The following is a 23,943-nucleotide window of genomic DNA, read 5'->3' as shown; positions in this document are numbered from 1 at the left end:
GATGCAGCCGAACGAGAACACCGGACATCCGAGGAGGTGGGCGATCCTCGGGGTGCTGGTGATCAGCCTGCTCGTGGTCGTCCTCGACAACACAATTCTCAACGTCGCGCTACGCACGCTCGCCGACCCGGTGCACGGGCTCGGGGCCAGCCAGGGCGAGCTGGAGTGGTCCATCAACTCCTACACCCTGGTCTTCGCCGGGCTGCTGTTCACCTTCGGCGTGTTGGGGGACCGGGCCGGTCGCCGCCGGATGCTGCTGATCGGGCTCGCGCTCTTCGGCCTGGCGTCACTGCTGTCGGCGTACGCGCAGACGCCCGGCCAGTTGATCGCCGCCCGGGCGCTGATGGGAGTCGGCGGCGCGGCCATCATGCCGGCGACGTTGTCGATCATCTCCAACGTCTTCGACCCCCGGGAACGAGGACGCGCCATCGGCATCTGGGCCGGCGCGGTCGGTCTGGCGGTGGCCATCGGGCCGGTCCTCGGCGGACTGCTGCTGGAACACTACTGGTGGGGCTCGGTCTTCCTGATCAACGTGCCGGTGGTGGCGCTCGGCGTGACCCTGGTCGCGTTGCTGGTGCCCGAGTCGCGCGACCCGGAACCGGGCCGCATCGACGCGTTCGGGGTGCTGCTCTCGGTGGTCGGCCTGGTCGCCCTCACCTACGGCATCATCGACGGCGGCGAGCACGGTTTCGGTCGACCCCTGGTCTGGGCCTCGATCCTCGGCGGCGTCGCGGTGCTGGCCTGGTTCGTCCTGCACGAGCGACGCAGCAGCCACCCGGCGCTGGACGTCCGACTGTTCCGGGTGCCCCGGTTCGCCGCCCCGGTGGCGATGATCGGGCTGGTCTTCTTCGCCGCGATGGGCGTGATGTTCTTCAGCTCGTTCTACCTGCAACTGGTGCGCGGGTACAGCCCGCTCGAGACCGGCCTGCTCTTCCTGCCCTTCGCGGTCGCCCAACTCGTCTTCGCCCCGCGCAGCGCCACCATGGTCCGCAGGTACGGCAGCCGGGCGGTGTCGGTGGTGGGGCTGGTGCTGACCTCGGTGGCGTTGGGCGCGTTCGCCTTCGTCGACGCCGACACGCCGATCTGGCTGGTGCTTGTCGCCTTCTTCCTACAGGGCGTCGGGATGGCCAACATCATGCCGCCGGCCACGGAGTCGATCATGTCGGCGCTGCCCCGGGAGAAGGCCGGCGTGGGTTCCGCGATCAGCAACACCATCCGGCAGGTGGCCGCCGCGCTCGGCGTCGCGGTGATCGGCTCGGTGCTGGCCGCCGGCTACCGCAACGGGATCGAACCGGCCCTGGTGGATCTGCCACCGGCAGCCGGCGCGGCAGTCGGTGAGTCCCTCGCCGGCGCGTACGCGGCAGCCGGCCAGCTCGGTCCGGCGGGCCCGCAACTGATCGCGGCGGCCAACGACTCCTTCGTCTCGGCCATGCATCTGTCGGCCGCGCTGGCCGCGCTGGTCGCCGCGGCCGGCATCCTGGTGGCCCTGCGATTCATGCCCGGCCGGGCCGCCCCCGGTGGGCCGGCGACGATCGGCGAACCCGGGTTGGCCGCTGCCGCACCCGGGCAGGGACAATGAGGGGATGACCAGCACCGCGGACGCCGCACGACCACCCGGGCGGCCACGCAGCGTCCGCGCGGACGAGGCGATCATCGAGGCCACCCTGGATCTGCTCGCGGAGGGCAGCACCATCGAGACGATCTCGGTCGAGGCGATCGCCGCGCGGGCCGGGGTGGGCAAGGCCACCATCTACCGCCGCTGGTCGGGCAAGGACGCGTTGCTGCGCGACGCGTTGCGCCGGCTCAAGGGCGATCCGCCGCAGCCGTCCGGCGCGTCCGTCCGCGAGGACCTGATCATGCTGGTGACCGCGATCGGTCACAACGTCGACCCGCGCGCGGCGCAGATCATGCCCTGTCTGGTGCCGGAGATGAAACGCAGTCCCGAGCGGTACGCGTTCTACCAGAGCATCGTGGAGCCCCGCCGGGCCGCGATGCGGGAGGTGCTGCGCCGTGGCGTCCGCGAGGGCGAACTGCGCACCGACATCGACATCGAGGTGACGATGGCGATGCTCACCGGCCCGATGCTCATCCAGCGGGTGCTGAACTGGAACCCGGACCTCGACGAGGCCACCCTGCCGGAGAAGGTGGTTGACGGCGTGCTGGCCGGTATTCGCGCTCGCTGACCCCCGCCGCCGACACGTCGCGCGGCGCAAGGTGACCGACGGTCGCTCAGCCGGCCGGCGTACGCAACCGGTGCAGGCGCAGGGCCAGTTGCACCTCCAGGGCCCGATCCGGCCGCTGCCAGTCGGCGCCGAGCAACTGCCCGACCCGCTCCAGACGCTGGGTCACCGTGTTGACGTGCACGTGCAGCTGCTCGGCGGCCCGGGCCAGGCTGCCACCCACCCCGAAGTACGCCTCCAGGGTCCGCACCAACGCGGTGCCCCGCCGGGCGTCGTATTCGATCACCGGCCCGATGGTCGCGGTGAGGAACCGGCTCACGTCGGCGTCGCCGCCGTCGTCGACGGCGCCCAGCAGCAGTCCGACGAAACCCAGCTCGGCGCTGCTCGCCCCCTGCCCGGCCCGACCCAGCGCGCCGAGCGCGGTCAGGCAACGGTCCGCCTCCCGGAACGCGGCGGCCAGCGACGCCGGGCCCGTCGACGGGCCGCTCGCGCCCGCGGTCACCGGCCGGCCGGTGATCCGGGACAGGTCCCGGGCCACCGCCCGGGCGCTGCCACCGGCGTCCTGACCGGGCAGCATCAGCGCCACCCGGCCGTCCCGCGCCGCGGCCAGCCCACCCCGGGTCGAGGCGTACGTGGTGGCCCAGGAGAGCACCCGCTGCCGGGCGGAGCCGGTCGCCGCGATGGCGTCGTCGCCGACGGCCACCAGCACGTGCGGCGCGTCCAGATCCACGCCCAGCCGCCGCGCCCGGCTGCGCAGCGCGTCGGTGTCGCGCAGCGGCCGGGCGATCAGATCGTCGAGCAACTCGCCCCGGACCCGTCCCTCCGCCTCGGCGACGGTCCGCCGGAACAGCAGCAGCAGGGCGGTCACCAACGCCGCCCGTTCCAGGATCCGCTGGTCGGCGTCGGCCGGTTCGCCCTCGGGACGCAGCACCAGCACGCCCAGGTTCTCCGCGCCCGCCACCACCGCGGCGTACCACAACCTGCCGCGGCGTACGCTGCGTCCCTCGGTCCGCGACGCCGCGACCGCCTCCACGATCTCCGCCCGGTCCGGCTCGTCGATCTCACCGACCTGGGCCAGCCGCCGCCCCTCGGCGTCCAGCGCCAGCAGCGCGCCACCGAGCACGTCGGTGACCGCCGCGGCCACGTCCTCCACCCCGCCGCCGCGCAACACAAGCGCGGTCATCCGGTCGTGCGCCGCCGCGGCCCGCTCCACCGAACTGCTGTGCGCGCGGATGGTGGTGTTCGCCGAGGACAGTTCCTCAAGCGCCGAGCGGGTCTCGGCCAACAGCCGCGCGGTGTCGATCGCCACCGCGGCGTGGGCCGCCAGCGAGAGCAGCAGCGCCACCTCCTCGCGGGCGAACGGCCGGGCCGAGCGGTTGGCCGCGTAGAGCACGCCGATGCTTGTCGAGCCGAGCCGCAGCGGCACCCCGAGGATGGCCACCAGCCCTTCCTCGCCCACCCCGGCGTCGATCTCCCGGGTGTGGTGGAACCGCTCGTCCTCCGGGTAGTTCGCGGTGACGTACGGGGCACCGGACTGGGCCACCAGACCGCCGAGTCCGGCGCCCATGGGCAGCCGCAGCCGCTGGAACCGGGCGGAGACCGAGCCGTCGGTGACCCGCATGTAGGTGTCGCCGCGCTCGGCGTCGTCGAGCGTCATGTAGGCGACGTCCGCGCCGAGCAGGTGCCGGGCCCGGTGCACGATCGCCCGCAGCACCTCGTCCAGGTCGCGCAGCCCCGCCAGGTCACTGACGGTGTCGTACAGGCCGGACAGCTCGCTCTCCCGGCGGCGGCGGCGCTCCAGCAGCGCCCGCACCCGCAGCGCCACCGTCTTGGCCTGCTCCAACTCGGCGAGTCGCTCGGCGGGCAGCCCGGCCGAGCGGGCGGCGACCAGCGGTCCCTCGAACTCGACCGCGGCCGCCTCCCGGGCGAGCAGTTCCAGGAACTCCACCGGCGACGACATGACGGACATTCTGCGGGTGGCCGGCGTCAGTTCGCCGTCCAACCCCCGTCGAGCGCGATCGAGGCACCGGTGAGGAACCCGGCCGGCGGCGAGCAGAGGTACGCCAGCAGTTCCGCCACCTCCTCCGGCTCGATCAGTCGCTTGACCGCCGCACGAGCCAACATGATCTTCTCGATCACCTCGGACTCGGGGATGCCGTGGGCGGTCGACTGGTCGGCGATCTGGCTCTCCACCAGCGCGGTGCGCACGTACGCCGGGTTGATGCAGTTGGCGGTCACCCCGTGCGCCGCGCCTTCCAGCGCCACCACCTTCGACAGCCCCTCCAACGCGTGCTTGGCCGAGACGTAGGCGGCCTTGTACGGCGAGGCGCGCAGCCCGTGCACCGAGGAGATGTTCACGATCCGACCCCAACCGCGGGCGTACATGTGGGGCAGTGCCCGCCGGATCAGCAGGAACGGCGCCTCCACCATCACCCGCTGGATGTACTCGAACCGCTCGACGGGAAAGTCCTGGAGCGGTGCGACGTGTTGTAGCCCGGCGTTGTTGACCACGATGTCGACGTCGGCGTCGAGCGCGTCCACCGCCGCCGGATCGGCGAGGTCCACCCCCTCGGCCCGGCCGCCGGCCTCGGCGGCCACCTGCTTGGCCGCCTCGACGTTGCGGTCCACCACCACGACCGTGGCGCCGGCCGCGGCCAGCCGCAGGGCGCAGGCCCGGCCGATGCCGCCGCCCCCGCCCGTCACGAGGGCGGTACGACCGGCCAGGTCGACGTTCACGACGTGGGGGACCGCCACGGGTTCTGCCGTCATGGCGCATGAAGTTACGAGCTGTGTGGTCGGGCGCACATGGGATGGCGGCACATACTCCCGCCGTACTGTGTGGCCGTCCGCTACATCCCGGCCGTGCCCGCCACGGCGGTCGCGTCCCGCCCGACCCGACGCCGCGTCGGGTGTGTCGCCAGGCGTGCGTGCCGGGCGTGTCCCGTGGCGCGCCGTCGCGGACGCATCGGTAGGGTGTCGAACACACGTACTGGCTGGCGGTCGGAGGGAGGCGGCGTGCGGGTGCTCGGCGTCGACCCGGGGCTGACCCGGTGCGGCGTCGGCGTGGTGGAGGGGGTGCCCGGTCGGCCCTGCACGCTCATCGCCTACTACGTCGTCTACACCGACCCGGCCGACGAGTTGCCCACCCGCCTGCTGCACCTGGACCGCTCGCTTACCGAGCTGGTCGCCGAGCACCGGCCGGACAGCGTGGCCGTGGAGCGGGTGTTCAGCCAGCACAACGTGCGTACGGTGATGGGTACCGCCCAGGCCAGCGGGATCGCGGTGCTGGCCGGGGCGCGTGCCGGGCTGCCGGTGCAGACGTACACCCCGAGCGAGGTCAAGGCGGCGGTGACCGGTTCCGGCCAGGCGGACAAGGCCCAGATGACCGCGATGGTCACCCGGCTGCTGCGGCTGCCCGAGCCGCCCCGGCCGGCGGACGCCGCGGACGCCCTCGCGCTGGCCATCTGCCACGTGTGGCGCGGCGGCACCCGCTCGAAACTGGCCGCCGCGGCGGACCGGGTCAGACGAGGAGGAGCGAGATGATCGCCAGTGTGCGTGGCGTGGTGACCGCCACCGGCCCGGACCACGCGGTCATCGAGGTCGGTGGGGTCGGCCTGGCGGTGCAGTGCGCCCCCGGCACGCTCGCCGACCTGCGGGTCGGCCAGCCGGCCCGGCTGGCCACCAGCCTTGTCGTCCGGGAGGACTCGCTCACCCTCTACGGCTTCGCCGACGACGACGCCAAGGTGCTGTTCGAGCTGTTGCAGACCGCCAGCGGGGTCGGCCCGCGGCTGGCCCAGGCGGTGCTCGCGGTGCACACGCCCGATGCGGTACGCAAGGCCGTCGCCAATGCCGACACCGCGGCGCTGACCCGGGTGCCGGGCATCGGCAAGAAGGGTGCCGAGCGACTGGTGCTGGAGCTGCGCGACCGGATCGGCCCGGTGCCGGTGGGTGCCGACGGCGCGGCCGGGGTGACCGGCGGCAGCTGGCCGGATCAGGTCCGTCAGGCGTTGATCGGGCTCGGTTGGACGGCGGGCCAGGCCGACCAGGCGGTGGCCGCCGTCGCCGAGAGCGTCGACGGTCCCACCCCGCCGGTGCCGGTGCTGTTGAAGCAGGCCATCCGACTGCTGGGCCGGACCCGATGAGCAACGAGAACCTGGTCTCGGCGTACGTCAGCGACGCGGAGCTGGACGCGGAGGTCAGCGTCCGGCCGAGGCGCCTTTCCGAGTTCATTGCCCAGGACCGGGTTCGCGACCAGCTCGACCTGCTGCTTCAGGGCGCCATGCGGCGCGGCTCGCCGCCCGACCACATCCTGCTCTCGGGCCCGCCGGGCCTGGGCAAGACCAGCCTCGCCAACATCGTGGCCGCCGAGCTGGGTGCCGGGATCCGGGTGACCAGCGGGCCGGCGATCGAACGCTCCGGTGACCTGGCGGCGATCCTGACCAGCCTGGCCGAGGGGGACGTGCTCTTCATCGACGAGATCCACCGGATCGCCAGGCCGGCGGAGGAGCTGCTCTACAGCGCGATGGAGGACTTCCGGGTCGACGTGGTGGTCGGCAAGGGGCCGGGCGCCACCGCCATCCCGCTCGACGTGGAGCCGTTCACGCTTGTCGGCGCGACCACCCGGTCGGGTCTGCTCACCGGCCCGATGCGGGACCGGTTCGGCTTCGTGGCGCATCTGGACTTCTACGCGCCGGCCGACCTGGAGACGCTGCTGCATCGCTCGGCGCGGATCCTCGGGGTGCCGATCACCGAGGACGGGGCGGCGGAGATCGCCGGCCGGTCCCGGGGCACGCCCCGGATCGCCAACCGGCTGCTGCGCCGGGTGCGCGACTTCGCGGAGGTACGCGCCGACGGTGTGGTCACCGTCGCGACCGCCCGGGCGGCCCTGACCGTGTACGACGTGGACGCCCTCGGGCTGGACCGGCTCGACCGGGCGGTGCTGACCGCGCTGGTGGACTCGTTCCGGGGTGGTCCGGTCGGCCTGTCGACCCTGGCCGTGGCGGTGGGGGAGCAGCCGGACACGGTCGAGGAGGTCTGCGAGCCGTTCCTGGTGCGGGCGGGGCTGCTGGCGCGTACGCCCCGAGGCCGGGTGGCCACCGAAGCCGCCTGGCACCATCTGGGCCGTACGCCACCGAATGGTACATTTGCGGTAGAAGCTCCTCCCGCGCCCGATCTGTTCTCGCTGGACGTCGGCGAGCCGTGATCTGTTCGTGATCTGTGCCGCATTCGGCGTTCCCAGACAGAGCGACTAGACTCGCCGCGGTCTGTACAGGACGTGAAAATCCGCCTCCGTTGCGGCGCCGACGCGCCGGTCCGGCGGCCAATGGGAAGGTCGACAACCGTGCACTACGCAGCAGAAGGCGGCGGAGCGGGAGGCTTCACGCCGATCCTCATGATCGCTCTGCTCTTCGGCGTCATGTACTTCATGATGATCCGTCCGCAGCAGAAGCGCCGCCGCGAGGCCGAATCGATGCAGTCCAACCTCTCCGTGGGCGACGAGGTGGTCACCATCGGCGGGCTCTACGGCACGGTCACCGGTGTCGAGGACGACAGCGTCCTGCTGGAGGTCGCTCCCGGAGTGCAGACCCGCTACGCCCGGCCGGCGATCGCCCGGGTGGTCACCCCGGCGGAGCGCCCGGTCGAGTCGCCCGTCGAGGAGTCCGACTCCGTCAAGGACTGACGCCGCGTCCCAACCGGGTCGCCGGTCCCCCGGCGGTTCGGGCGGGAGGGTGCCCACGCGCGTCCCCGGGTGGGTGCCATCCGCTAATTGCGCATTGAGACAATTGGATAGAAGGCCGACGCCGGGCGCCGGCGCGCCGACTCGTACCCGGTCCACGCGTCCGCGTCGACCCCCGGAGGCGGCGGCGCCAGCCTGAGCGCCGTCGGAAGGCAGACCGTCGGCCGGGGGATTCCGGCCGACCCGCCGCCGCGCCCGCGGCGGCGTGACCACAGGGAGACAGGACAGCCGTGGCACCACCTCAGGGACAGATGCGCCCGGGACGGCAGTTGGCCGTGCTCGGGGCCATCTTCGTCGTCCTCTATCTTTTGGTGTTCTTCTCGGGCGGCGCCAGCGGTGGCTGGAAGGACCGGCTCGAACCCCGCCTCGGTCTTGACCTGGTCGGCGGCACGCGGCTCACGCTGGAGGCCACAAACACCCTCGACGGCCGCGCCCCCACGGCGGAGAACCTGGAGCGGGCCCGCCAGATCATCGAGAGCCGGGTCAACGCGTACGGCGTGGCCGAGGCCGAGGTGGTCACCGAGGGCGACCGCAACATCGTCGTCTCCCTGCCCGGCGAGAACCGCGAGCTCAACGAGGTCGGCAGCGCCGCCGAGCTGCGGTTCCGGAAGGTCCTGAAGATCGCCGACGGCAGCGGGTCCATCCCCTCGCCGGCACCGAGCGAAAGCCCCTCGGCGACCCCGTCCGGCTCCGCGAGCCCCGAGGCCACCCCGTCCGGCTCCGCGAGCCCCACCCCGGACGCCGAAGCCTCCTCGTCGCCCGACGCTGGCGGTCAGGGTGGCGGCGCACCGACTCCGACGCCGTCGGCGACCCCGTCGCCCACCCCGTCGGCCACGCCGGACGAAGAGGTGACGCAGAGCATCGAGGAGCAGCGCCGCGCCGTCGAGCAGAAGGTCGGCGCCGAGGCGTGGGCCGCGGCGAGCGGCCTGCAGGCGCCGGCCGATCTCAGCGCCGACCCGTCGCTGGCCGACAAGCTCAAGCCGTTCGGTGAGCTGAGCGGCCGCGAGGTCGCGGTGCTGCCGGCGCAGATGCAGTTCAACGTGCCGACGATCAGCTGCGCCCAGCTCGACGACCGGCCCCCGGCGTCCATCTCCGACCCGGAGCAGCAGGTCGTCGCCTGCGAGGGCGGGTACGCCAAGAACCTGCTGGACGTGGCGAAGGTGCTCGGCACCGACGTCTCCGACGCCAACGCGGTGCGCGACCAGACCAGCCAGTGGGTGGTCAGCCTGAACTTCACCGGCTCCGGCCAGGACAAGTGGACCGCGTTGACCCGCGAGGCGTTCAACAACGAGGGCCAGGCGTGCGACGCGTCCGCGCTCGGTGACGAGGGCAAGTGCCGGGTCGCCGTGGTGCTGGACAACCAGATCATCTCGTCGCCGCAGATCCAGGGTGTGCTCACCGGCAACTCCCAGATCACCGGCAACTTCAGCAACGCCGAGGCCAGCGAGCTGGCCGGCTACCTCAGCTACGGTGCCCTGCCGGTCACCTTCGAGGCGCAGGAGCAGCAGAACGTCACCGCCACCCTGGGCGCCAGCCACCTGCGGGCCGGTCTGCTCGCGGCCGGCATCGGCATGCTGCTGGTCATCATCTACTCGTTCTTCTACTACCGCCTGCTCGGCTCGGTGATCTTCCTGAGCCTGATCCTCTCGGCGCTGCTGCTCTTCGGCGCCCTGGTGGTGCTCGGCCGGCAGATCGGCTTCACGCTCACCCTCGCCGGCATCGCCGGCATCATTGTCTCGCTCGGTGTGGCGGCGGACTCGTTCGTCATCTACTTCGAACGCCTCAAGGACGAGATCCGGGAGGGGCGCAGCCCACGTAGCGCGGTACCTCGGGCCTGGGTCCGGGCCCGCCGGACGATCATCTCCGCCAACGCGATCACGATCATGTCGGCGGTGGTGCTCTACATCGTCTCGGTCGGCACGGTGAAGGGCTTCGCCTTCGCCCTCGGTCTGGCCACGGTGCTGGACCTGCTGGTGGTCTTCCTCTTCCGGCATCCGATCATGACGATGTTCGCCCGTACCAAGGCGTTCCTGTCCCCACGGGTCAGCGGCCTGGGCCGGGCACTGCCGGCCCGGTCGGAGCAGGCCCCGTCCCGCAACCAGCGTGTCAAGGAGGCCTGAGATGGCTGAGACTGGTCTGGCAGCCCGCCTCTACCGAGGTGAGGCCGGCCTCAACATCGTCGGCCGGCGCAAGATGTGGTTCACCGTCGCCGCCGTGCTGGTGCTGATCGCGCTCGGCAGCGTCATCTTCCGGGGCTTCAGCCTCGGCATCGAGTTCGCCGGCGGCAACTCGTTCCAGGTGCCGACCAGCGTCGGCACCCTGGAGCAGGTGGAGGACCGCGCGGGCGAGGTGCTGGCCACCGCGGGTGAGGGTGGCCGGGTGGTCACCACCCAGCAGGTCGGCGGTGGCGGTGACGAGTTCTACGAGCTGCGTACCACCGAGCTCGGCGCCGAGCAGGCCGAAGCGGTCCGGGCCCAGTTGGGTCAGGTGTTCAACATCGATCCGGCGGAGATCGCCAGTAACCGGGTCAGCGAGGCGTGGGGCAGCCAGGTGACCAACCGGGCCCTGCTCGGTCTGGTGATCTTCCTGGCGCTGGTGACCGTCTACCTGGTCCTGCGCTTCGAGTGGCAGATGGCGGTCGGGGCGATCTTCGCCCTGGTGATGAACCTGGTCCTCACCGCCGGCCTCTACTCGATCGTCGGATTCGAGGTCACCCCGTCGACGATCATCGGATTCCTCACCATTCTGGGCTTCGCCCTGTACGACGTGGTGGTGGTCTTCGACAAGGTGCAGGAGAACACCAGAGGCATCACCGCGAACAACAACCAGACGTACGGCGAGGCGGCCAACCTGGCCGTGAACCAGAGCCTGATGCGGTCGATCAACACCTCGGTGGTCGCCCTGCTCCCGGTCGGCGGCATCCTGTTCATCGGTGCCGGCCTGCTCGGCGCGGGCACCCTGAAGGACCTCGGCCTGGTGCTTTTCGTCGGTATGGCGATGGCCTTCCTCACCTCGATCACACTGGCCACCCCGCTGCTGGTGGTGCTGAAGAACCGCGACCCGCGGATCCAGGCGCACAACAAGCGGGTGCTGGCCCGGCGGTCCACGGTCAGCCGGGGCGAGACCCCGGCCAAGGCGGGTGGCCAGCCGCGCCCGGTCGAGCGGGACGAGGAGCCGGTCACCGCGGAGACCGGCGCGCTCGCCGGTGCCGCCGCGCCGAAGGTGGGCGCCCGGCCGGCGGGCAAGCGTTCCGGCGGTGCCCGGGGCGGGCGTCCCGGTGGCGGCAACCGTCCGGGCGGCGGAAAGCGACGCTGAGGACGCCCGGGGCGACCCGGTAGAAACAGGTACCGGCGGCGTCCTGCATGCTGTGCGAGCAGTGTGCGGGACGCCGCCGTCGTGTGGAAGGGAAGCGGAACTGTCGTGACGGAGACCCACAGCACCGGAGTACGCGGGGACAGCGGGCCGGAGGTGGCCCGGCTGGTGGCCAGCCGGGTGCTCGACGTGCCTGACTTTCCCAAGCCCGGCGTCATGTTCAAGGACCTGATGCCGTTGTTCGCCGACGGTGACGCCTTCCGGGACGTGATCGACGGGATCGTCGCGTACCACGGGCGGGAGTCCTTCGACGCCGTGGTCGGCATCGAGGCGCGCGGGTTCGTGGTCGCCGCCGCGATCGCGTACGCGACCGGAGTCGGGGTGGTGCCGGTGCGCAAGGCCGGCAAGTTGCCCCGGCCGGCGTACGCCGCCTCCTATGAGCTGGAGTACGGCGAGGCCACGCTCGAAGTGCACCAGGACGCCTTCACCGCCGGTCACCGGGTGCTGGTGGTCGACGACGTGCTCGCCACCGGCGGCACGGCGGCGGCCACGTTGGATCTGGTGGAGCGAGCGGGTGGCACGGTGGCGGGTTTCACCGTGCTGCTGGAGCTGTCCTTCCTCGGCGGGCGCGACCGACTGGCCCCGCGTCCCGTGCATGCCCTGTTGACCGTTTGAGGCGTCAACGGCCCCGGACGGGCCCGGCACGGTCCGTCCGGCGGAGCGGCACGGCACCCCGGGTGGGGGTAGCATTGCCCATTGCTGACCGGGCGGTTACCCGCCTGTGCGGCGCTAGACCAGACCGGCCGGCGCACGGTCGGTGTCGTCCCGGCGAGCGGTGAGGAGGCCGGTGTCCCACGAGGTCGTTCCTCCGGTGGAGGGCACGGTGCACCCGACAGGTGACGCGGAGGGCTCGCTGACCGACCGCAACGGCGCCGCGGCGGCGCCGGGTGGCGGGTCGGGCGCGGCGCAGCGGACCGGCGACCCGGCTCGTCCGGCCGCCGGCTCCGGGGACGGCGATTCCTCGGCGGCCGGTGGATTCGGCCTGTCCCACGCGCCCACCGGACGGCGGGTCCGGGCCCGGTTGGCCCGGTTCAACGCGCCATGGCAGTCCTCGCAGGTCAGCGAGGTGCTGGAGCCGCTGATCGCGTCGCACCGGGAGAATCACCCCAAGGCCGACGCGCGGCTGTTGCAGCGGGCCTTCGACACGGCGGCGCGCTGGCACTCCGGGCAGTACCGCAAGTCCGGCGACCCCTACATCACCCACCCGCTCGCGGTGGCGACCATCCTGGCGAACCTGGGCATGGACACCACCACCCTGGTCGCGGCGCTGCTGCACGACACCATCGAGGACACGGAGTACACCCTCGACCAGATGCGGTCCGACTTCGGTGGCGAGGTCGCCCTGCTGGTCGACGGGGTCACCAAGCTCGACAAGGTCAAGCTCGGTGACGCGGCCAAGGCCGAGACGATCCGCAAGATGGTCGTCGCCATGGCCAAGGACCCGCGCGTCCTGGTGATCAAGCTGGCCGACCGGCTGCACAACATGCGGACGCTTACCTTCCTGCCGCGCCCGAAGCAGGAGCAGAAGGCGAAGGAGACGCTGGAGATCCTCGCCCCCCTGGCCCACCGGCTCGGTATGAACACGATCAAGTGGGAGCTGGAGGACCTGGCGTTCGGGACGTTGTTCCCGAAGCGGTTCGAGGAGATCAACCGGCTGATCGGGGAGCACCAGCCGCAGCGGGAGGCGTTGCTGCGGCAGGTGACGCAGAAGGTGCAGACCGACCTGAAGGCCGCCAAGATCAAGGCGGAGACCACCGGCCGGCCGAAGCACCTCTACTCGATCTACCAGAAGATGATCGTGCGGGGGCGGGACTTCAACGACATCTACGACCTGGTGGGCGTACGCATCCTGGTCGACACGGTGCGGGACTGCTACGCGGCGCTGGGGGTGATCCACGCGAACTGGCAGCCGGTGCCGGGCCGGTTCAAGGACTACATCGCCATGCCCAAGTTCAACATGTACCAGTCGCTGCACACCACGGTGATCGGTCCCACCGGTAAGCCGGTGGAGATGCAGATCCGCACGTACGCGATGCACCGTACGGCGGAGTTCGGCATCGCGGCGCACTGGAAGTACAAGGAGCACAAGGGCACCCAGATCGTCGGCCCGCCCGCCCACATCGACGAGATGACCTGGCTGCGGCAGCTGCTGGACTGGCAACGGGAGGCCGCCGACCCGAGCGAGTTCCTGGACGCGTTGCGGTTCGACCTGTCCAGCCAGGAGGTGTACGTCTTCACCCCGAAGGGCGACGTGATCCCGTTGCCGACGGGGTCGACGCCTGTGGACTTCGCGTACGCGGTGCACACCGAGGTGGGGCACAAGTGCATCGGGGCGCGGGTCAACGGCAAGCTGGTGCCGCTGGAGTCGACCCTGTCCAACGGCGACGTGATCGAGATCTTCACCTCGAAGTCCGACACGGCCGGCCCGACTCAGGACTGGCTCGGCTTCGTCAAGAGCCCCCGGGCGCGGACGAAGATCCGGCAGTACTTCAACAAGGAGCGCCGCGAGGAGGCGATCGAGGAGGGCAAGGACGCGATCGTCAAGGCGATGCGCAAGCAGGGCATGCCGTTGCAGCGGATGCTCACCTCCGACAACCTGATGGCGATCGCCCGGGACCTGCACCTGGCCGACGTGGCGTCGCTGTACGCGGCCGTCGGCGACAGTCAGGTCTCCGCCCAGTCGGTGGTGCAGAAGTTGATGGCCTCCTACGGCGGGGAGGAGGGCGCGGCCGAGGACATCGCCGAGACCGCCGTGGCCACCCGCCCGCCGCGCAGCCGCGCCTCCAGCCACGACCCAGGTGTGGTCGTACGCGGGGTCAGCGACGTGTGGATCAAGCTGGCCCGCTGCTGCACCCCGGTCCCGCCGGACTCGGTCTTCGGTTTCGTGACCCGTTCCGGCGGGGTGAGCGTGCACCGCGACGACTGCGCCAACGCGGAGGACCTGCGCGCCCAGGGCGAGCGGGTGGTCGAGGTGAACTGGAAACTCACCTCCGCCTCGACGTTCCTGGTGGCGATCCAGGTGGAGGCGCTCGACCGGCACAAGCTGCTGGCGGACGTCACCCGGGTGCTCTCCGAGGAGCGGGTCAACATCCTCTCCGCCACCGTCACCACCACCCGCGACCGGGTGGCGGTGAGCCGGTTCAGCTTCGAGATGGCCGACCCGAAACACCTAGGGCACCTGCTGGCGGCGGTACGCAAGGTCGACGGCGTCTTCGACGCCTACCGCGTAACCTCCGGCGCCTAACCCACCCACCCTGACCCTGTTGATCAAGAAGTTTTGGTCTCGATCCGGCCGGATCGAGACCAAAACTTCTTGATCAACCAAGGCGGGAACCGGGCTGGGGGGAGTGAGCGAAGCGCCCGTCGGCGGGGCCGACGGGCGCTTCGGGTGGTTCGGGGGTCAGGCGTCGGTCATGGTGAGGTCGGTGATGACGACCTCCTTCTTGGGGTGACCGCCGCCGGCCTGCTGAGCGAACGCGCCGTCGTCACCGGCCGCCGCGACATCCTTCACGATGTCCATTCCGCCGGTAATGGTGCCGAGGACGGTGTAGTTCGGGTCCAGCGGCGAATCGCCGTACACGATGAAGAACTGGCTGCCGCTGCTGGACGGCTGGCCCGAGTTGGCCATCGCGATGACGCCCTCCGGGTACGGCGGCCGCTTGTCGGCCGGCAGGTTCTCCTCCGCCATGCGGTAGCTCGGACCGCCGGTGCCGTCGGTGTCCCGCCAGCCCTCGCCGGTGGCGCTCGGGTCGCCACACTGGAGCACCTTGATGCCCTCGGTCACCAGCCGGTGGCACTTGGTGTTGTCGAAGAAGTTCTGCTCGGCCAGGTGGGTGAAGCTGCCCGCCGTGCACGGCACCGCGGACCTGTCGATCCGGGCGGTGATCGGGCCGAGGTTCGTGGTGATCGTCATGGTCTGGACGCCGACCTTGCTCTGCTGGGTGTCCGGCAGCCCGACGTCCTTGACCTGCGGGGTGCGCTCGCCGTCGGGCATCTCGACCCAGTCGCACTGCACGGAGTTCGCGTCCTGGGCCGCGTTGTCGGTGCCGCTGTCGTCGCCGAGCACGTTGCTGGCGAGCCAGGCGGTGCCGGCGACCACCAGCAGCAGGACCACGCCGGCCCCGACGACCGCCTGCGTCTGGCGGCGCTTACGGGCCCGAGCGGCCCGCTCGGCCATCTCCTTCTCGAGCCGGGCGCGGGCCGCCGCGCGCTGCCGCTCTCTGGTGGACGTCACGCCTCGATCCTCCTGGACTGTATGTGGATGCCGCTGCGGTGGGGTTGGGGCCCGGCCGCCCGTGGTCAGCCGGCGCTGGCGCTGGCCTCGGGGTCGCCCGAGGCCGCCGGACTCGGTGTGCCGGAGGACTCCGGCGTGCCCGAGGGCGCGGGATCGGCGGACGACGCCGGATCCAGCACGGGCTCGCCGACGGTCAGGCTCTGGATGACCACGTCGTCATTCTCCGGCTTGACCTTCTCCCCGGCCCCATTGTCCACCGTCGGCAGGGCGCCGATCTTCTCGACGACGTCGAGGCCCTCGGTGACCCGGCCGATGATCGGAAACTTCGGCTCGACGGTGGTGAAATCCTTGAAGAAGATCAGGAACTGGCTGCCGTTGGCCCCGGGCGGGTTCGAGATCATCGCGACCGTGCCCTTGGGGTACGTCGGTGGATCGTCCGGGGACGGGCTCGGCTGCGGCGACGCCTCCGGCGCGGTCGGCACGTTCTCGTCGTAGAACGAGTAGGCCGGGCCGCCCAGACCGGTGCCGCTGGGATCGCCGCAGCGCACCGCGCCGTCGGCGGTGATCTCGTGGCACTTGGTGTTGTCGTAGAACGACTGGCTGGCCAGGTGGGTGATGCTGGCCGCGGCGCACGGGGCGCTGGCAAGATCCAGCTCGACGGAGATCGGCGCACCCTGGTTGGTGGTGATCGTCATCGGCCGGGTGCCGGTGACCGGCAGCCCGGTGGTCGGGGGCTCGCCGACATCCTTGAGGTTGGCGTTGCCCTCGGTGTTCTGCGGGGTCCAGAGGCAGACCTCGTCGGCCGCGGTGTCCTCGGTCGGCTCGCTGTCGAACGCGCCGAGGGCCCACGCCGAGCCGGCGACGACCAGCACGAGGATCAGGGCGGTGCCGACACCGGCCTGGATGCGTCGGCGACGCCTGGCGGCGGCGGCCCGGCGGGCCAGTTGCCGGTCGAGCTTGGCCCGCGCCAGTTTGCGCTGCCGGTCCCTGCTGGAAGCCACCCGTGCTCCCCTTTCCTCTACCCTGGTCGTCACCCGGTGGTCGTGTACCTGTCGGGCGGCAGGTGTGCCACGCCACACGCCCGCCAGAGTGTACGGGTACCGGCTGGGAAAGTGGTGTACGAGGTCGGTGCCCTTCTACATCGGGCTCCGTCAGTGCCTCACCCGGGGGGCCGGCGGGTCGGGCCGGTCGGCCGGCGACGCCGGTAGGCTGCCGGAGAGGACGACTCGACGGAAAGGGGAGCGGACGTGCTCGTGGTCGGCTTTCCCGCGGACGCCTTCGGCACCAACTGCTACGTGGTCGCCACCGGGCCGGGGGAACAGTGCGTGGTGGTCGATCCCGGTATCGGGGTGGTCGACCGGCTCGACGCGCTGCTCGCCGAGCATCGTCTGCACCCGGCCGCGGTGCTGCTCACCCACGGGCACCTCGACCACACCTTCTCCGTGGCGCCGGTCTGCGGGGCGCGCGGAATCACCGCGTACGTGCACCCGGACGACCGGGAGCTGCTGGCGGATCCGACGAAGGCGCTGTCGATGGAACTGACGCAGCTCTTCGGCGGGCGACTGCCGTACGCCGAGCCCGAGGACGTGGCCGAGTTGGCCGACGGTACGACGCTCGCCCTCGCCGGGCTGGAGATCACCGTCGACCATGCGCCCGGCCATACCGGCGGGTCGGTGCTCTTCCGGCTGCCCGGCGCCGGCTCGCCCTGGGAGGCGGAGCAACTCTGCCTCTCCGGTGACGTGCTCTTCGCCGGCTCGATCGGCCGCACCGACCTGCCGGGCGGCAGCATGCCGACGATGGTCACCAGCCTGCGGGACAAGATCCTCCCGTTGGCCGACGACACCGTCGTCCTGCCCGGGCACGGCCCCACGACCACCATCGGCCGCGAGCGCGCCACCAACCCGTACCTCGTCGAGGTGGCGGAGCTGGGCGGCGCGCGACCGGCACCCACCCGCGGCCTGTAACGGTCGCGTCGAGACCGCACCGCGCGGACCGCGCGGGATCGTCAGCAGACTCTGCCGCGCAGCGCGCGGCTGCCGAGGGAGTACGTCATGAGCAAGCCCACGCCCATCTCCGGTTTCCCGGAGTGGACGCCCGCCCAACGGATGATCGAGCAGTACGTGCTGGACCGGATCCGGTCGACCTTCGAGCTGTACGGCTTCGCGCCGCTGGAGACCCGGGCGGTCGAGCCGTTGGACCAGTTGCTGCGTAAGGGGGAGACCTCCAAGGAGGTCTACGTGATCCGACGGCTGCACGGTGAACCGGAGGGCCCGGCCGGTGACGACGCCCTCGGCCTGCACTTCGACCTGACCGTGCCGTTCGCGAGGTACGTGCTGGAGAACGCCGGCAAGCTGAACTTCCCGTTCCGCCGCTACCAGATCCAGAAGGTGTGGCGCGGTGAGCGCCCGCAGGAGGGGCGTTACCGGGAGTTCCTCCAGGCCGACATCGACATCGTCGACCGGGACACCCTCGCGGTGCACCACGAGGCGGAGATGCCGCTCGTCGTCGGCGACGCGCTGCGGTCGTTGCCGATCCCGCCGATCCGCATCCAGGTCAACAACCGCAAGATCTGTGAGGGCTTCTACCGGGGCATCGGTCTGACCGATCCGGAGGCGGCGCTGCGCGCGGTCGACAAGCTCGACAAGATCGGCCCGGTCGGTGTCACGGAGCTGCTGGCGACCACCGCCGGGGCGAGCGAGGCACAGGCCAAGGCGGTGCTGTCACTTGCCGAGATCTCCGCGCCGGACGCCTCCTTCGCTGACGCGGTGCGCGCGCTCGGGGTCAGTGATCCGCTGCTCGACGAGGGGGTCGAGGAGTTGGTCCGGGTGGTGGAGACCGCCGCCGCGCACGCGCCGGGTCTCTGCGTGGCGGACCTGCGTATCGCCCGGGGTCTGGACTACTACACCGGCACCGTCTACGAGACGCAGCTGATCGGGTACGAGCGGTTCGGGTCGATCTGCTCCGGCGGTCGGTACGACAACCTGGCCAGCGCGGGCAACGCCCGCTTCCCCGGGGTGGGCATCTCGATCGGCGTGACCCGCCTGCTCGGGCTGCTCTTCGGCGCGGGCGCGCTGTCCGTGTCGCGGGCGGTGCCGACGTGCGTGCTGGTCGCGGTCACCAACGAGGAGCTGCGGGCGACAAGCGACTCCGTCGCCGGGGCGTTGCGGTCCCGGGGGATCCCGGCCGAGGTGTCGCCGAGCGCGGCGAAGTTCGGCAAGCAGATCCGGTACGCCGAGCGGCGTGGCATCCCGTACGTCTGGTTCCCGGGTGCGGGCGGCAACCCCGACGAGGTCAAGGACATCCGTTCCGGCGAGCAGGTGGCCGCCGCGCCGGGGGAGTGGACGCCGCCTCGCGCGGATCTCAAGCCACTGGTGAGCTGAGCGCGGTGCTGCCGTAACCCTGAGATCGCTTTCCCGGTCCGGGGTGTCACACGGAGGTCGTACTGGCCGTGTGACACCCCGGTCTTCGTATGTGTCCTCCCTGTTACGGATTGCCGGTGGGTGAATTCGGGCATAGCCAGGTCTTGTTAACGATCTTAAATATGTGAATACTTTCCATCGCTTGGCCATTTCCCCAGGTGGTCGAGCTGCCCCCGTCCCTGTCGACGTGACAGGGCCTCATCCCCCATGTCGGGAGGCTGTTACATGCGACCCACGAGGTCAATGCTCCGCCGTGTCGTCACCGTAGCCGCGGCAGGAACCCTGGTCGCCGGCGTGTTGGCCGGCACCCCCGCCCAGGCGGCACCCGGGAGCGTCTCGCCCGACGCCGCCGCCGCGCTCGCCGACCGGCTCGGAGACCGCGCCGCCGGCACCTACGCCGACGCCAGCGGCAAGATGGTCGTCGCCGTCACCGACGTCGCCGCCGCCCGCCAGGCGGCCGCCGCCGGCGCCAAGGTCAAGGTCGTCAAGCGCGGTGCCGCGGAGCTGAACCGCGCCACCGCCGTGCTGGAGCGTTCCGTCAACATCCCCGGCACCGCCTGGTGGACCGACCCGGTCACCAACCAGGTCGTCATCTCCGTCGACACCACCGTCACCGGCGCCAAGCTGGAGCAGGTGAAGGCCGCCGCCGCGCGCACCAACGGCGCGGTGCGCATCGAGGCCGGGGCCGCCCCGCTGAGCACCCTGATCTCCGGCGGCCAGGCCATCTACGCCGGCGGTGGCGGGCGCTGCTCGCTCGGCTTCAACGTGCGCAGCGGCAGCACCTACTACTTCCTCACCGCCGGGCACTGCACGAACATCTCGTCGAGCTGGTACAGCAACTCGGGCCAGACCTCGCTGCTGGGTACCCGTGCGGGCACCAGCTTCCCGGGCAACGACTACGGCATCGTCCGGCACAACAACTCGGGCAACGCGGCCGGCAACGTCTACCTCTACAACGGCAGCTACCGGGACATCACCGGCGCCGGCAACGCGTACGTCGGTCAGTCGGCGCAGCGCTCCGGCAGCACCACCGGCCTGCGCAGCGGTTCGGTGACCGCGCTCAACGCCACGGTCAACTACGCCGAGGGGCGGGTCAGCGGTCTGATCCGGACCAACATCTGCGCCGAGCCCGGCGACAGCGGCGGCTCTCTGTTCAGCGGCAGCACCGCGCTCGGCCTGACCTCCGGCGGCAGCGGCAACTGCCGTACCGGCGGCACCACCTTCTTCCAGCCGGTCACCGAGGCGCTGAGCCGCTACGGCGTCAGCGTCTTCTGACCAGCCCACCGGGAGAATCTCCTCCGCCAGCGGGCCGCCGGATTCCTCCTCCGGCGGCCCGCACCGCTGTTCCGGATCAGGTTTCATCAACTACGGTCGACCGATGGTCGTACGACTCCTGGCGCAGTTACGCGCGCCGATCTTCGTGGGCGGGCAGGTGTCGGCCTGGGTGCTGCTCGCCGTGGACGCGCGTCGTGAATGGAACGCGTCCTGGTTCGTCGGGCTGCTCCTGGTGCTCGGTGTGCTCGCCGCGATACCCGCGGCGGTTGTCGACCAGCCGGAATTCCGGGTGGTCGCCCTGGTCACCCAGACCATCGGCGCCGGCGTCGTCGCGCTGGCCCTGTACGACACGGCGGACAAGCGGGCGCTGTGGGCGTACGTCCTGGCCGCTCTCGGCGCGGTGGCCCTGCCGTCGAGCCGGCCGGCCCTCGGGGCCTTTCCGGCGAGCAGGTCGGCGCTCGGTCGGGCCACCGTGATCGGCGTGGGGGCGACTCTTCTGCTCACCATCGGCGCATCGGCGCCGGCCATGGCCTGGGGCGGTACCCAGCCCGAGGTGATGGTGTGCGTGCGGCCGGACGCATCCGTCGACGAGCTGACCCGCGACAGCCGCCGCTTCGATCCCGATCACGTCATCGCCGGCTTCGGGTTCGACGGGCCGCACAGCTCGTGCCTGGAGGTGCTGTTCGATCCCGGCGCCACCGCGGGCGACGCCGACGACGTGGCGCGCCGCTACTCCGTGGACCCGAGGGTCGTGTCGGTGAGCCGGACGCGCTGACGGAGCGTCCGTCCGTCACCGCAGGTGTCGACAAGGGTGCTGGTCCGCGTACCCGGGGAACGTCGACGGGCGGGTGCTGACAGAATGCCGGGGAGCAGACGTAGGGCAAGACGAGGGAGACGCACGTCGTGATCCGTACCCATGACGCCGGCAGCCTGCGCGCGACGGACGCCGGCACCACGGTGACGCTCGCCGGGTGGGTGGCCCGCCGGCGCGACCACGGCGGTGTCATCTTCGTCGACCTGCGCGACGGCTCGGGCGTGGTGCAGGTGGTCCTCCGGGAGGAGGACGCGCACGCGCTGCGCAACGAGTACTGCGTCAAGGTCGTCGGTGAGGTCACCCGGCGGCCCGAGGGTAACGAGAACCCGGAGCTGCCCACCGGCGAGATCGAGGTGACGGCGGCCGAGCTGGAGGTGCTCTCCGAGGCCGCGCCGCTGCCGCTGCCGGTGGACGACCAGGTGGTGGCCGGGGACGACGTCCGGCTCAAGTACCGCTACCTCGACCTGCGGCGCGGCGGACCGGCGCGCGCCATGCGGCTGCGGTCACGCGCCAACCAGCTGGCTCGTACGGTGCTGCACGAGCGGGACTTCCTGGAGATCGAGACGCCCACGCTGACCCGGTCCACGCCGGAGGGCGCCCGCGACTTCCTGGTGCCGGTGCGCCTTCAGCCGGGCAGCTGGTACGCGCTGCCGCAGTCGCCGCAGCTGTTCAAGCAGTTGCTGATGGTCGGCGGGATGGAGCGTTACTACCAGATCGCCCGTTGCTACCGCGACGAGGACTTCCGGGCCGACCGGCAGCCGGAGTTCACCCAGCTGGACATCGAGATGTCGTTCGTCACCGAGGACGATGTGATCGACCTCGGTGAGGCGATCGTCGCCGCGCTCTGGTCGGAGCTGGCCGACCACGAGATCCCCCGGCCCATCCCACGGATCACCTGGCACGACGCGATGGCCCGGTACGGCTCGGACAAGCCGGACCTGCGCTACGGCGTCGAGCTGACCGAACTGACCGACTACCTGCGGGGTACCGCGTTCCGGGTGTTCGCCGGGGCGATCGACGCGGGTGGCTACGTGGGCGCGGTGGTCATGCCCGGTGGCGCGTCCCAGACCCGCAAGGAGCTGGACGGCTGGCAGGACTGGGCCAAGGCGCGGGGCGCCAAGGGCCTGGCCTACGTGGTGCTCGACGCCGAGACCGGCGAGGCACGCGGGCCGGTGGCGAAGAACCTGTCGGCGGAGCACCTGGCCGGGCTGGCGGACGCGGTCGGTGCCAAGCCGGGCGACGCGATCTTCTTCGCGGCCAGCCCGCAAACCCGGGAGGCGCAGGAGCTGCTCGGTGCGGCCCGCATCGAGATCGCCAAGCGGGCCGGCCTGGTCGACGAGAGCGCCTGGGCGTTCTGCTGGGTGGTCGACGCCCCCATGTTCGAGAAGACCGACGAGGGGGGATGGACTGCTGTGCACCACCCGTTCACCTCGCCGAACTCCGAGTGGGTCGACCGGTTCGAGGAGGCACCGGACCGGGCTCTGGCGTACGCGTACGACATCGTCTGCAACGGCAATGAGATCGGCGGCGGTTCGATCCGTATTCACCGCCGTGACGTGCAACAGCGGGTGTTCGACCTGCTCGGGATCACGCCCGAGGAGGCACAGGACAAGTTCGGCTTCCTGCTGGAGGCGTTCAGCTACGGCCCGCCGCCGCACGGCGGTATCGCGTTCGGCTGGGACCGGGTCTGCATGCTGCTCGCCGGGGCCGACTCGATCCGTGAGGTGATCGCCTTCCCGAAGACCCGGGGCGGCTTCGACCCGTTGACCGGCGCACCCACGCCGATCACCGCCCAGCAGCGCACCGAGGCCGGCATCGACGCCAAGCCCAAGCCCCAGCAGCCCCCGTCCCACCCCGGCACCGCCGGCCCCGCCGCCCCCGTATCCGACCCCACCTGACCCATCCCCACCCCGGTGCCGGGCCCCGTTGATCAAGAAGTTTGCGTCATGATCTGGGCGTCCTGGTGACGCAAACTTCTTGGTCAACAGGCGGGGAGAGGGCGGTGGCGCGGGTGCGGGTGTTGGTGGTGGGTGGGAGTGGGTTCCTGGGGCGGGAGGTGTGCGGCAGGGCGGTGGCGCGCGGGTGGTCGGTGGTGGGGACGTGTCACTCGGGTGAGGTCGGGGTGGCGGGTGTCGAGGTGCGTCGGCTGGACGTGACCGACCGGGCCGCGGTGGTCGACCTGGTCACGGCGGTGCGCCCGGACGCCGTGGTCGCCACTCCCTACCGGTACGGCGACTGGGCGGTCACCGCTGACGGGGCGGCGCACGTCGCGTACGCCGCCGCGCGGGCGGGTGCCCGCTTGGTGCACATCTCCAGCGACGCGTTGCACGCCGGGCGACCCGAGGCGTACGCCGACGACGATCCGCCGACGCCGATCTTTCCGTACGGGGCGGCGAAGGCGGCTGCGGAGACGGCGGTGCGGGTGATCGACCCGGAAGCCGTGCTGGTGCGCACCTCGCTGATCCTCGGCGAGGGCAGCAAGCAGATCCAGCTCTGCCGGGACGCCCTGGCCGGTCGGGCGACCCTGTTCACCGATGAGCTGCGCTGCCCGATCGACGTCGGCGACCTCGCCGCCGCCGTGCTGGAACTGGTGGGCACCGACGTCGCCGGCCCGCTGAACGTGGCGGGCCCGGACGCGGTGAGCCGGGCGGAACTGGGCCTGCTGGTGGCCCGCCGGGAGGGCATCGACCCGGCCGGCCTGAAGACCACCACCGGTGCCGGCGTGGCGCGGCCCACCGAGGTGCGCCTCGACTCCTTCCGCGCCGCCAGTCTGCTCCGTACCCGACTGCGCGGTGTCTCGGAGCTTTTCGCCGCTTCCACCGGCCGTTGAGTACACCGGTGACGGCCGCCTGAAGCGCAGCTGGGCGCAGACGGCACCGCTCATCGGCCGCCACCCACCATGCACCGACGGC

20 protein-coding genes are annotated in these 23,943 nt (G+C 71.5%); 16 read left to right on the top strand and 4 right to left on the bottom strand.

Annotation, left to right across the window (positions count from 1 at the left end):
- The first annotated feature begins 1 nt into the window (after nt 1).
- On the top strand, nt 2–1,579 hold the full coding sequence (locus O7624_RS05550; protein WP_282239179.1) for an MFS transporter: 1,578 nt from the start codon (nt 2–4) through the stop codon (nt 1,577–1,579).
- Between the two features lie 4 nt (nt 1,580–1,583).
- Nucleotides 1,584–2,183: a TetR/AcrR family transcriptional regulator gene (locus O7624_RS05545; RefSeq protein WP_282239178.1), complete on the top strand. Its 600-nt coding sequence runs from the start codon at nt 1,584–1,586 to the stop codon at nt 2,181–2,183.
- Between the two features lie 46 nt (nt 2,184–2,229).
- On the opposite strand, the gene O7624_RS05540 is transcribed toward O7624_RS05545, so the two are convergent.
- Nucleotides 2,230–4,149: a helix-turn-helix domain-containing protein gene (locus tag O7624_RS05540; RefSeq protein ID WP_093404463.1), complete on the bottom strand. Its 1,920-nt coding sequence runs from the start codon at nt 4,147–4,149 to the stop codon at nt 2,230–2,232.
- A gap of 17 nt (nt 4,150–4,166) precedes the next feature.
- Nucleotides 4,167–4,949, bottom strand: a complete 783-nt coding sequence (locus tag O7624_RS05535) for a 3-hydroxybutyrate dehydrogenase (protein WP_093404460.1) — start codon at nt 4,947–4,949, stop codon at nt 4,167–4,169.
- Nucleotides 4,950–5,195: 246 nt separating this feature from the next.
- Between O7624_RS05535 and ruvC the strand changes: the two genes are divergently transcribed.
- The 8 genes from ruvC (at nt 5,196) to O7624_RS05495 (ending at nt 14,533) form a co-directional block, all read left to right on the top strand.
- A complete protein-coding gene (gene ruvC, locus O7624_RS05530; RefSeq protein ID WP_269738820.1) occupies nt 5,196–5,723 on the top strand; it encodes a crossover junction endodeoxyribonuclease RuvC in 528 nt (175 codons plus the stop codon).
- Nucleotides 5,720–6,322 carry a Holliday junction branch migration protein RuvA gene (gene ruvA, locus O7624_RS05525; RefSeq protein WP_093404455.1) on the top strand — a complete coding sequence of 201 codons (603 nt, stop codon included), beginning with the start codon at nt 5,720–5,722 and terminating at the stop codon, nt 6,320–6,322. Before ruvC ends, ruvA begins: the two co-directional genes overlap by 4 nt.
- A complete protein-coding gene (gene ruvB / locus O7624_RS05520) occupies nt 6,319–7,383 on the top strand; it encodes a Holliday junction branch migration DNA helicase RuvB (protein ID WP_093404452.1) in 1,065 nt (354 codons plus the stop codon). The genes ruvA and ruvB overlap by 4 nt, the downstream gene beginning before the upstream one ends.
- Nucleotides 7,384–7,521: 138 nt before the next feature.
- The gene (gene yajC / locus O7624_RS05515) at nt 7,522–7,860 is read left to right on the top strand and encodes a preprotein translocase subunit YajC (RefSeq protein ID WP_170863428.1); all 339 of its coding nucleotides are present in this window, start codon (nt 7,522–7,524) and stop codon (nt 7,858–7,860) included.
- Between the two features lie 287 nt (nt 7,861–8,147).
- On the top strand, nt 8,148–10,037 hold the full coding sequence (gene secD / locus O7624_RS05510; RefSeq protein ID WP_282239177.1) for a protein translocase subunit SecD: 1,890 nt from the start codon (nt 8,148–8,150) through the stop codon (nt 10,035–10,037).
- A gap of 1 nt (nt 10,038) precedes the next feature.
- Nucleotides 10,039–11,232 (top strand): protein translocase subunit SecF, encoded by a 1,194-nt coding sequence (secF, locus tag O7624_RS05505; protein ID WP_282239176.1) that lies wholly within the window; start codon nt 10,039–10,041, stop codon nt 11,230–11,232.
- 105 nt (nt 11,233–11,337) lie between these two features.
- Nucleotides 11,338–11,904 (top strand): adenine phosphoribosyltransferase, encoded by a 567-nt coding sequence (locus O7624_RS05500; protein WP_093404441.1) that lies wholly within the window; start codon nt 11,338–11,340, stop codon nt 11,902–11,904.
- Nucleotides 11,905–12,100: 196 nt separating this feature from the next.
- Nucleotides 12,101–14,533 carry a bifunctional (p)ppGpp synthetase/guanosine-3',5'-bis(diphosphate) 3'-pyrophosphohydrolase gene (locus O7624_RS05495; protein WP_282240551.1) on the top strand — a complete coding sequence of 811 codons (2,433 nt, stop codon included), beginning with the start codon at nt 12,101–12,103 and terminating at the stop codon, nt 14,531–14,533.
- A 156-nt stretch (nt 14,534–14,689) separates the two neighbouring features.
- Here the strand turns inward: O7624_RS05495 and O7624_RS05490 are convergent, their stop codons facing one another.
- Nucleotides 14,690–15,523: a peptidylprolyl isomerase gene (locus O7624_RS05490; RefSeq protein ID WP_282239175.1), complete on the bottom strand. Its 834-nt coding sequence runs from the start codon at nt 15,521–15,523 to the stop codon at nt 14,690–14,692.
- Between the two features lie 65 nt (nt 15,524–15,588).
- Nucleotides 15,589–16,524 carry a peptidylprolyl isomerase gene (locus tag O7624_RS05485; protein ID WP_282239174.1) on the bottom strand — a complete coding sequence of 312 codons (936 nt, stop codon included), beginning with the start codon at nt 16,522–16,524 and terminating at the stop codon, nt 15,589–15,591.
- Between the two features lie 246 nt (nt 16,525–16,770).
- Between O7624_RS05485 and O7624_RS05480 the strand changes: the two genes are divergently transcribed.
- From O7624_RS05480 to O7624_RS05455, 6 genes are all read left to right on the top strand, one after another.
- Nucleotides 16,771–17,487: an MBL fold metallo-hydrolase gene (locus tag O7624_RS05480; protein WP_093404430.1), complete on the top strand. Its 717-nt coding sequence runs from the start codon at nt 16,771–16,773 to the stop codon at nt 17,485–17,487.
- 87 nt (nt 17,488–17,574) lie between these two features.
- Nucleotides 17,575–18,903, top strand: a complete 1,329-nt coding sequence (hisS, locus tag O7624_RS05475; RefSeq protein WP_282239173.1) for a histidine--tRNA ligase — start codon at nt 17,575–17,577, stop codon at nt 18,901–18,903.
- Between the two features lie 264 nt (nt 18,904–19,167).
- Nucleotides 19,168–20,217: a S1 family peptidase gene (locus O7624_RS05470; protein WP_282239172.1), complete on the top strand. Its 1,050-nt coding sequence runs from the start codon at nt 19,168–19,170 to the stop codon at nt 20,215–20,217.
- Between the two features lie 103 nt (nt 20,218–20,320).
- Nucleotides 20,321–20,992 carry a hypothetical protein gene (locus O7624_RS05465; protein WP_282239171.1) on the top strand — a complete coding sequence of 224 codons (672 nt, stop codon included), beginning with the start codon at nt 20,321–20,323 and terminating at the stop codon, nt 20,990–20,992.
- Between the two features lie 128 nt (nt 20,993–21,120).
- Nucleotides 21,121–22,929 (top strand): aspartate--tRNA ligase, encoded by a 1,809-nt coding sequence (aspS, locus tag O7624_RS05460; RefSeq protein ID WP_282239170.1) that lies wholly within the window; start codon nt 21,121–21,123, stop codon nt 22,927–22,929.
- A 113-nt stretch (nt 22,930–23,042) separates the two neighbouring features.
- Entirely contained in the window at nt 23,043–23,861 is an 819-nt protein-coding gene (locus O7624_RS05455; protein ID WP_282240550.1) for a sugar nucleotide-binding protein, read from the top strand.
- Nucleotides 23,862–23,943 lie beyond the last annotated feature (82 nt).

This window comes from Verrucosispora sp. WMMD1129, from assembly GCF_029581255.1.
Classification (GTDB): domain Bacteria; phylum Actinomycetota; class Actinomycetes; order Mycobacteriales; family Micromonosporaceae; genus Micromonospora; species Micromonospora sediminimaris.
This window is presented reverse-complemented; position numbering and strand designations above follow the sequence as displayed.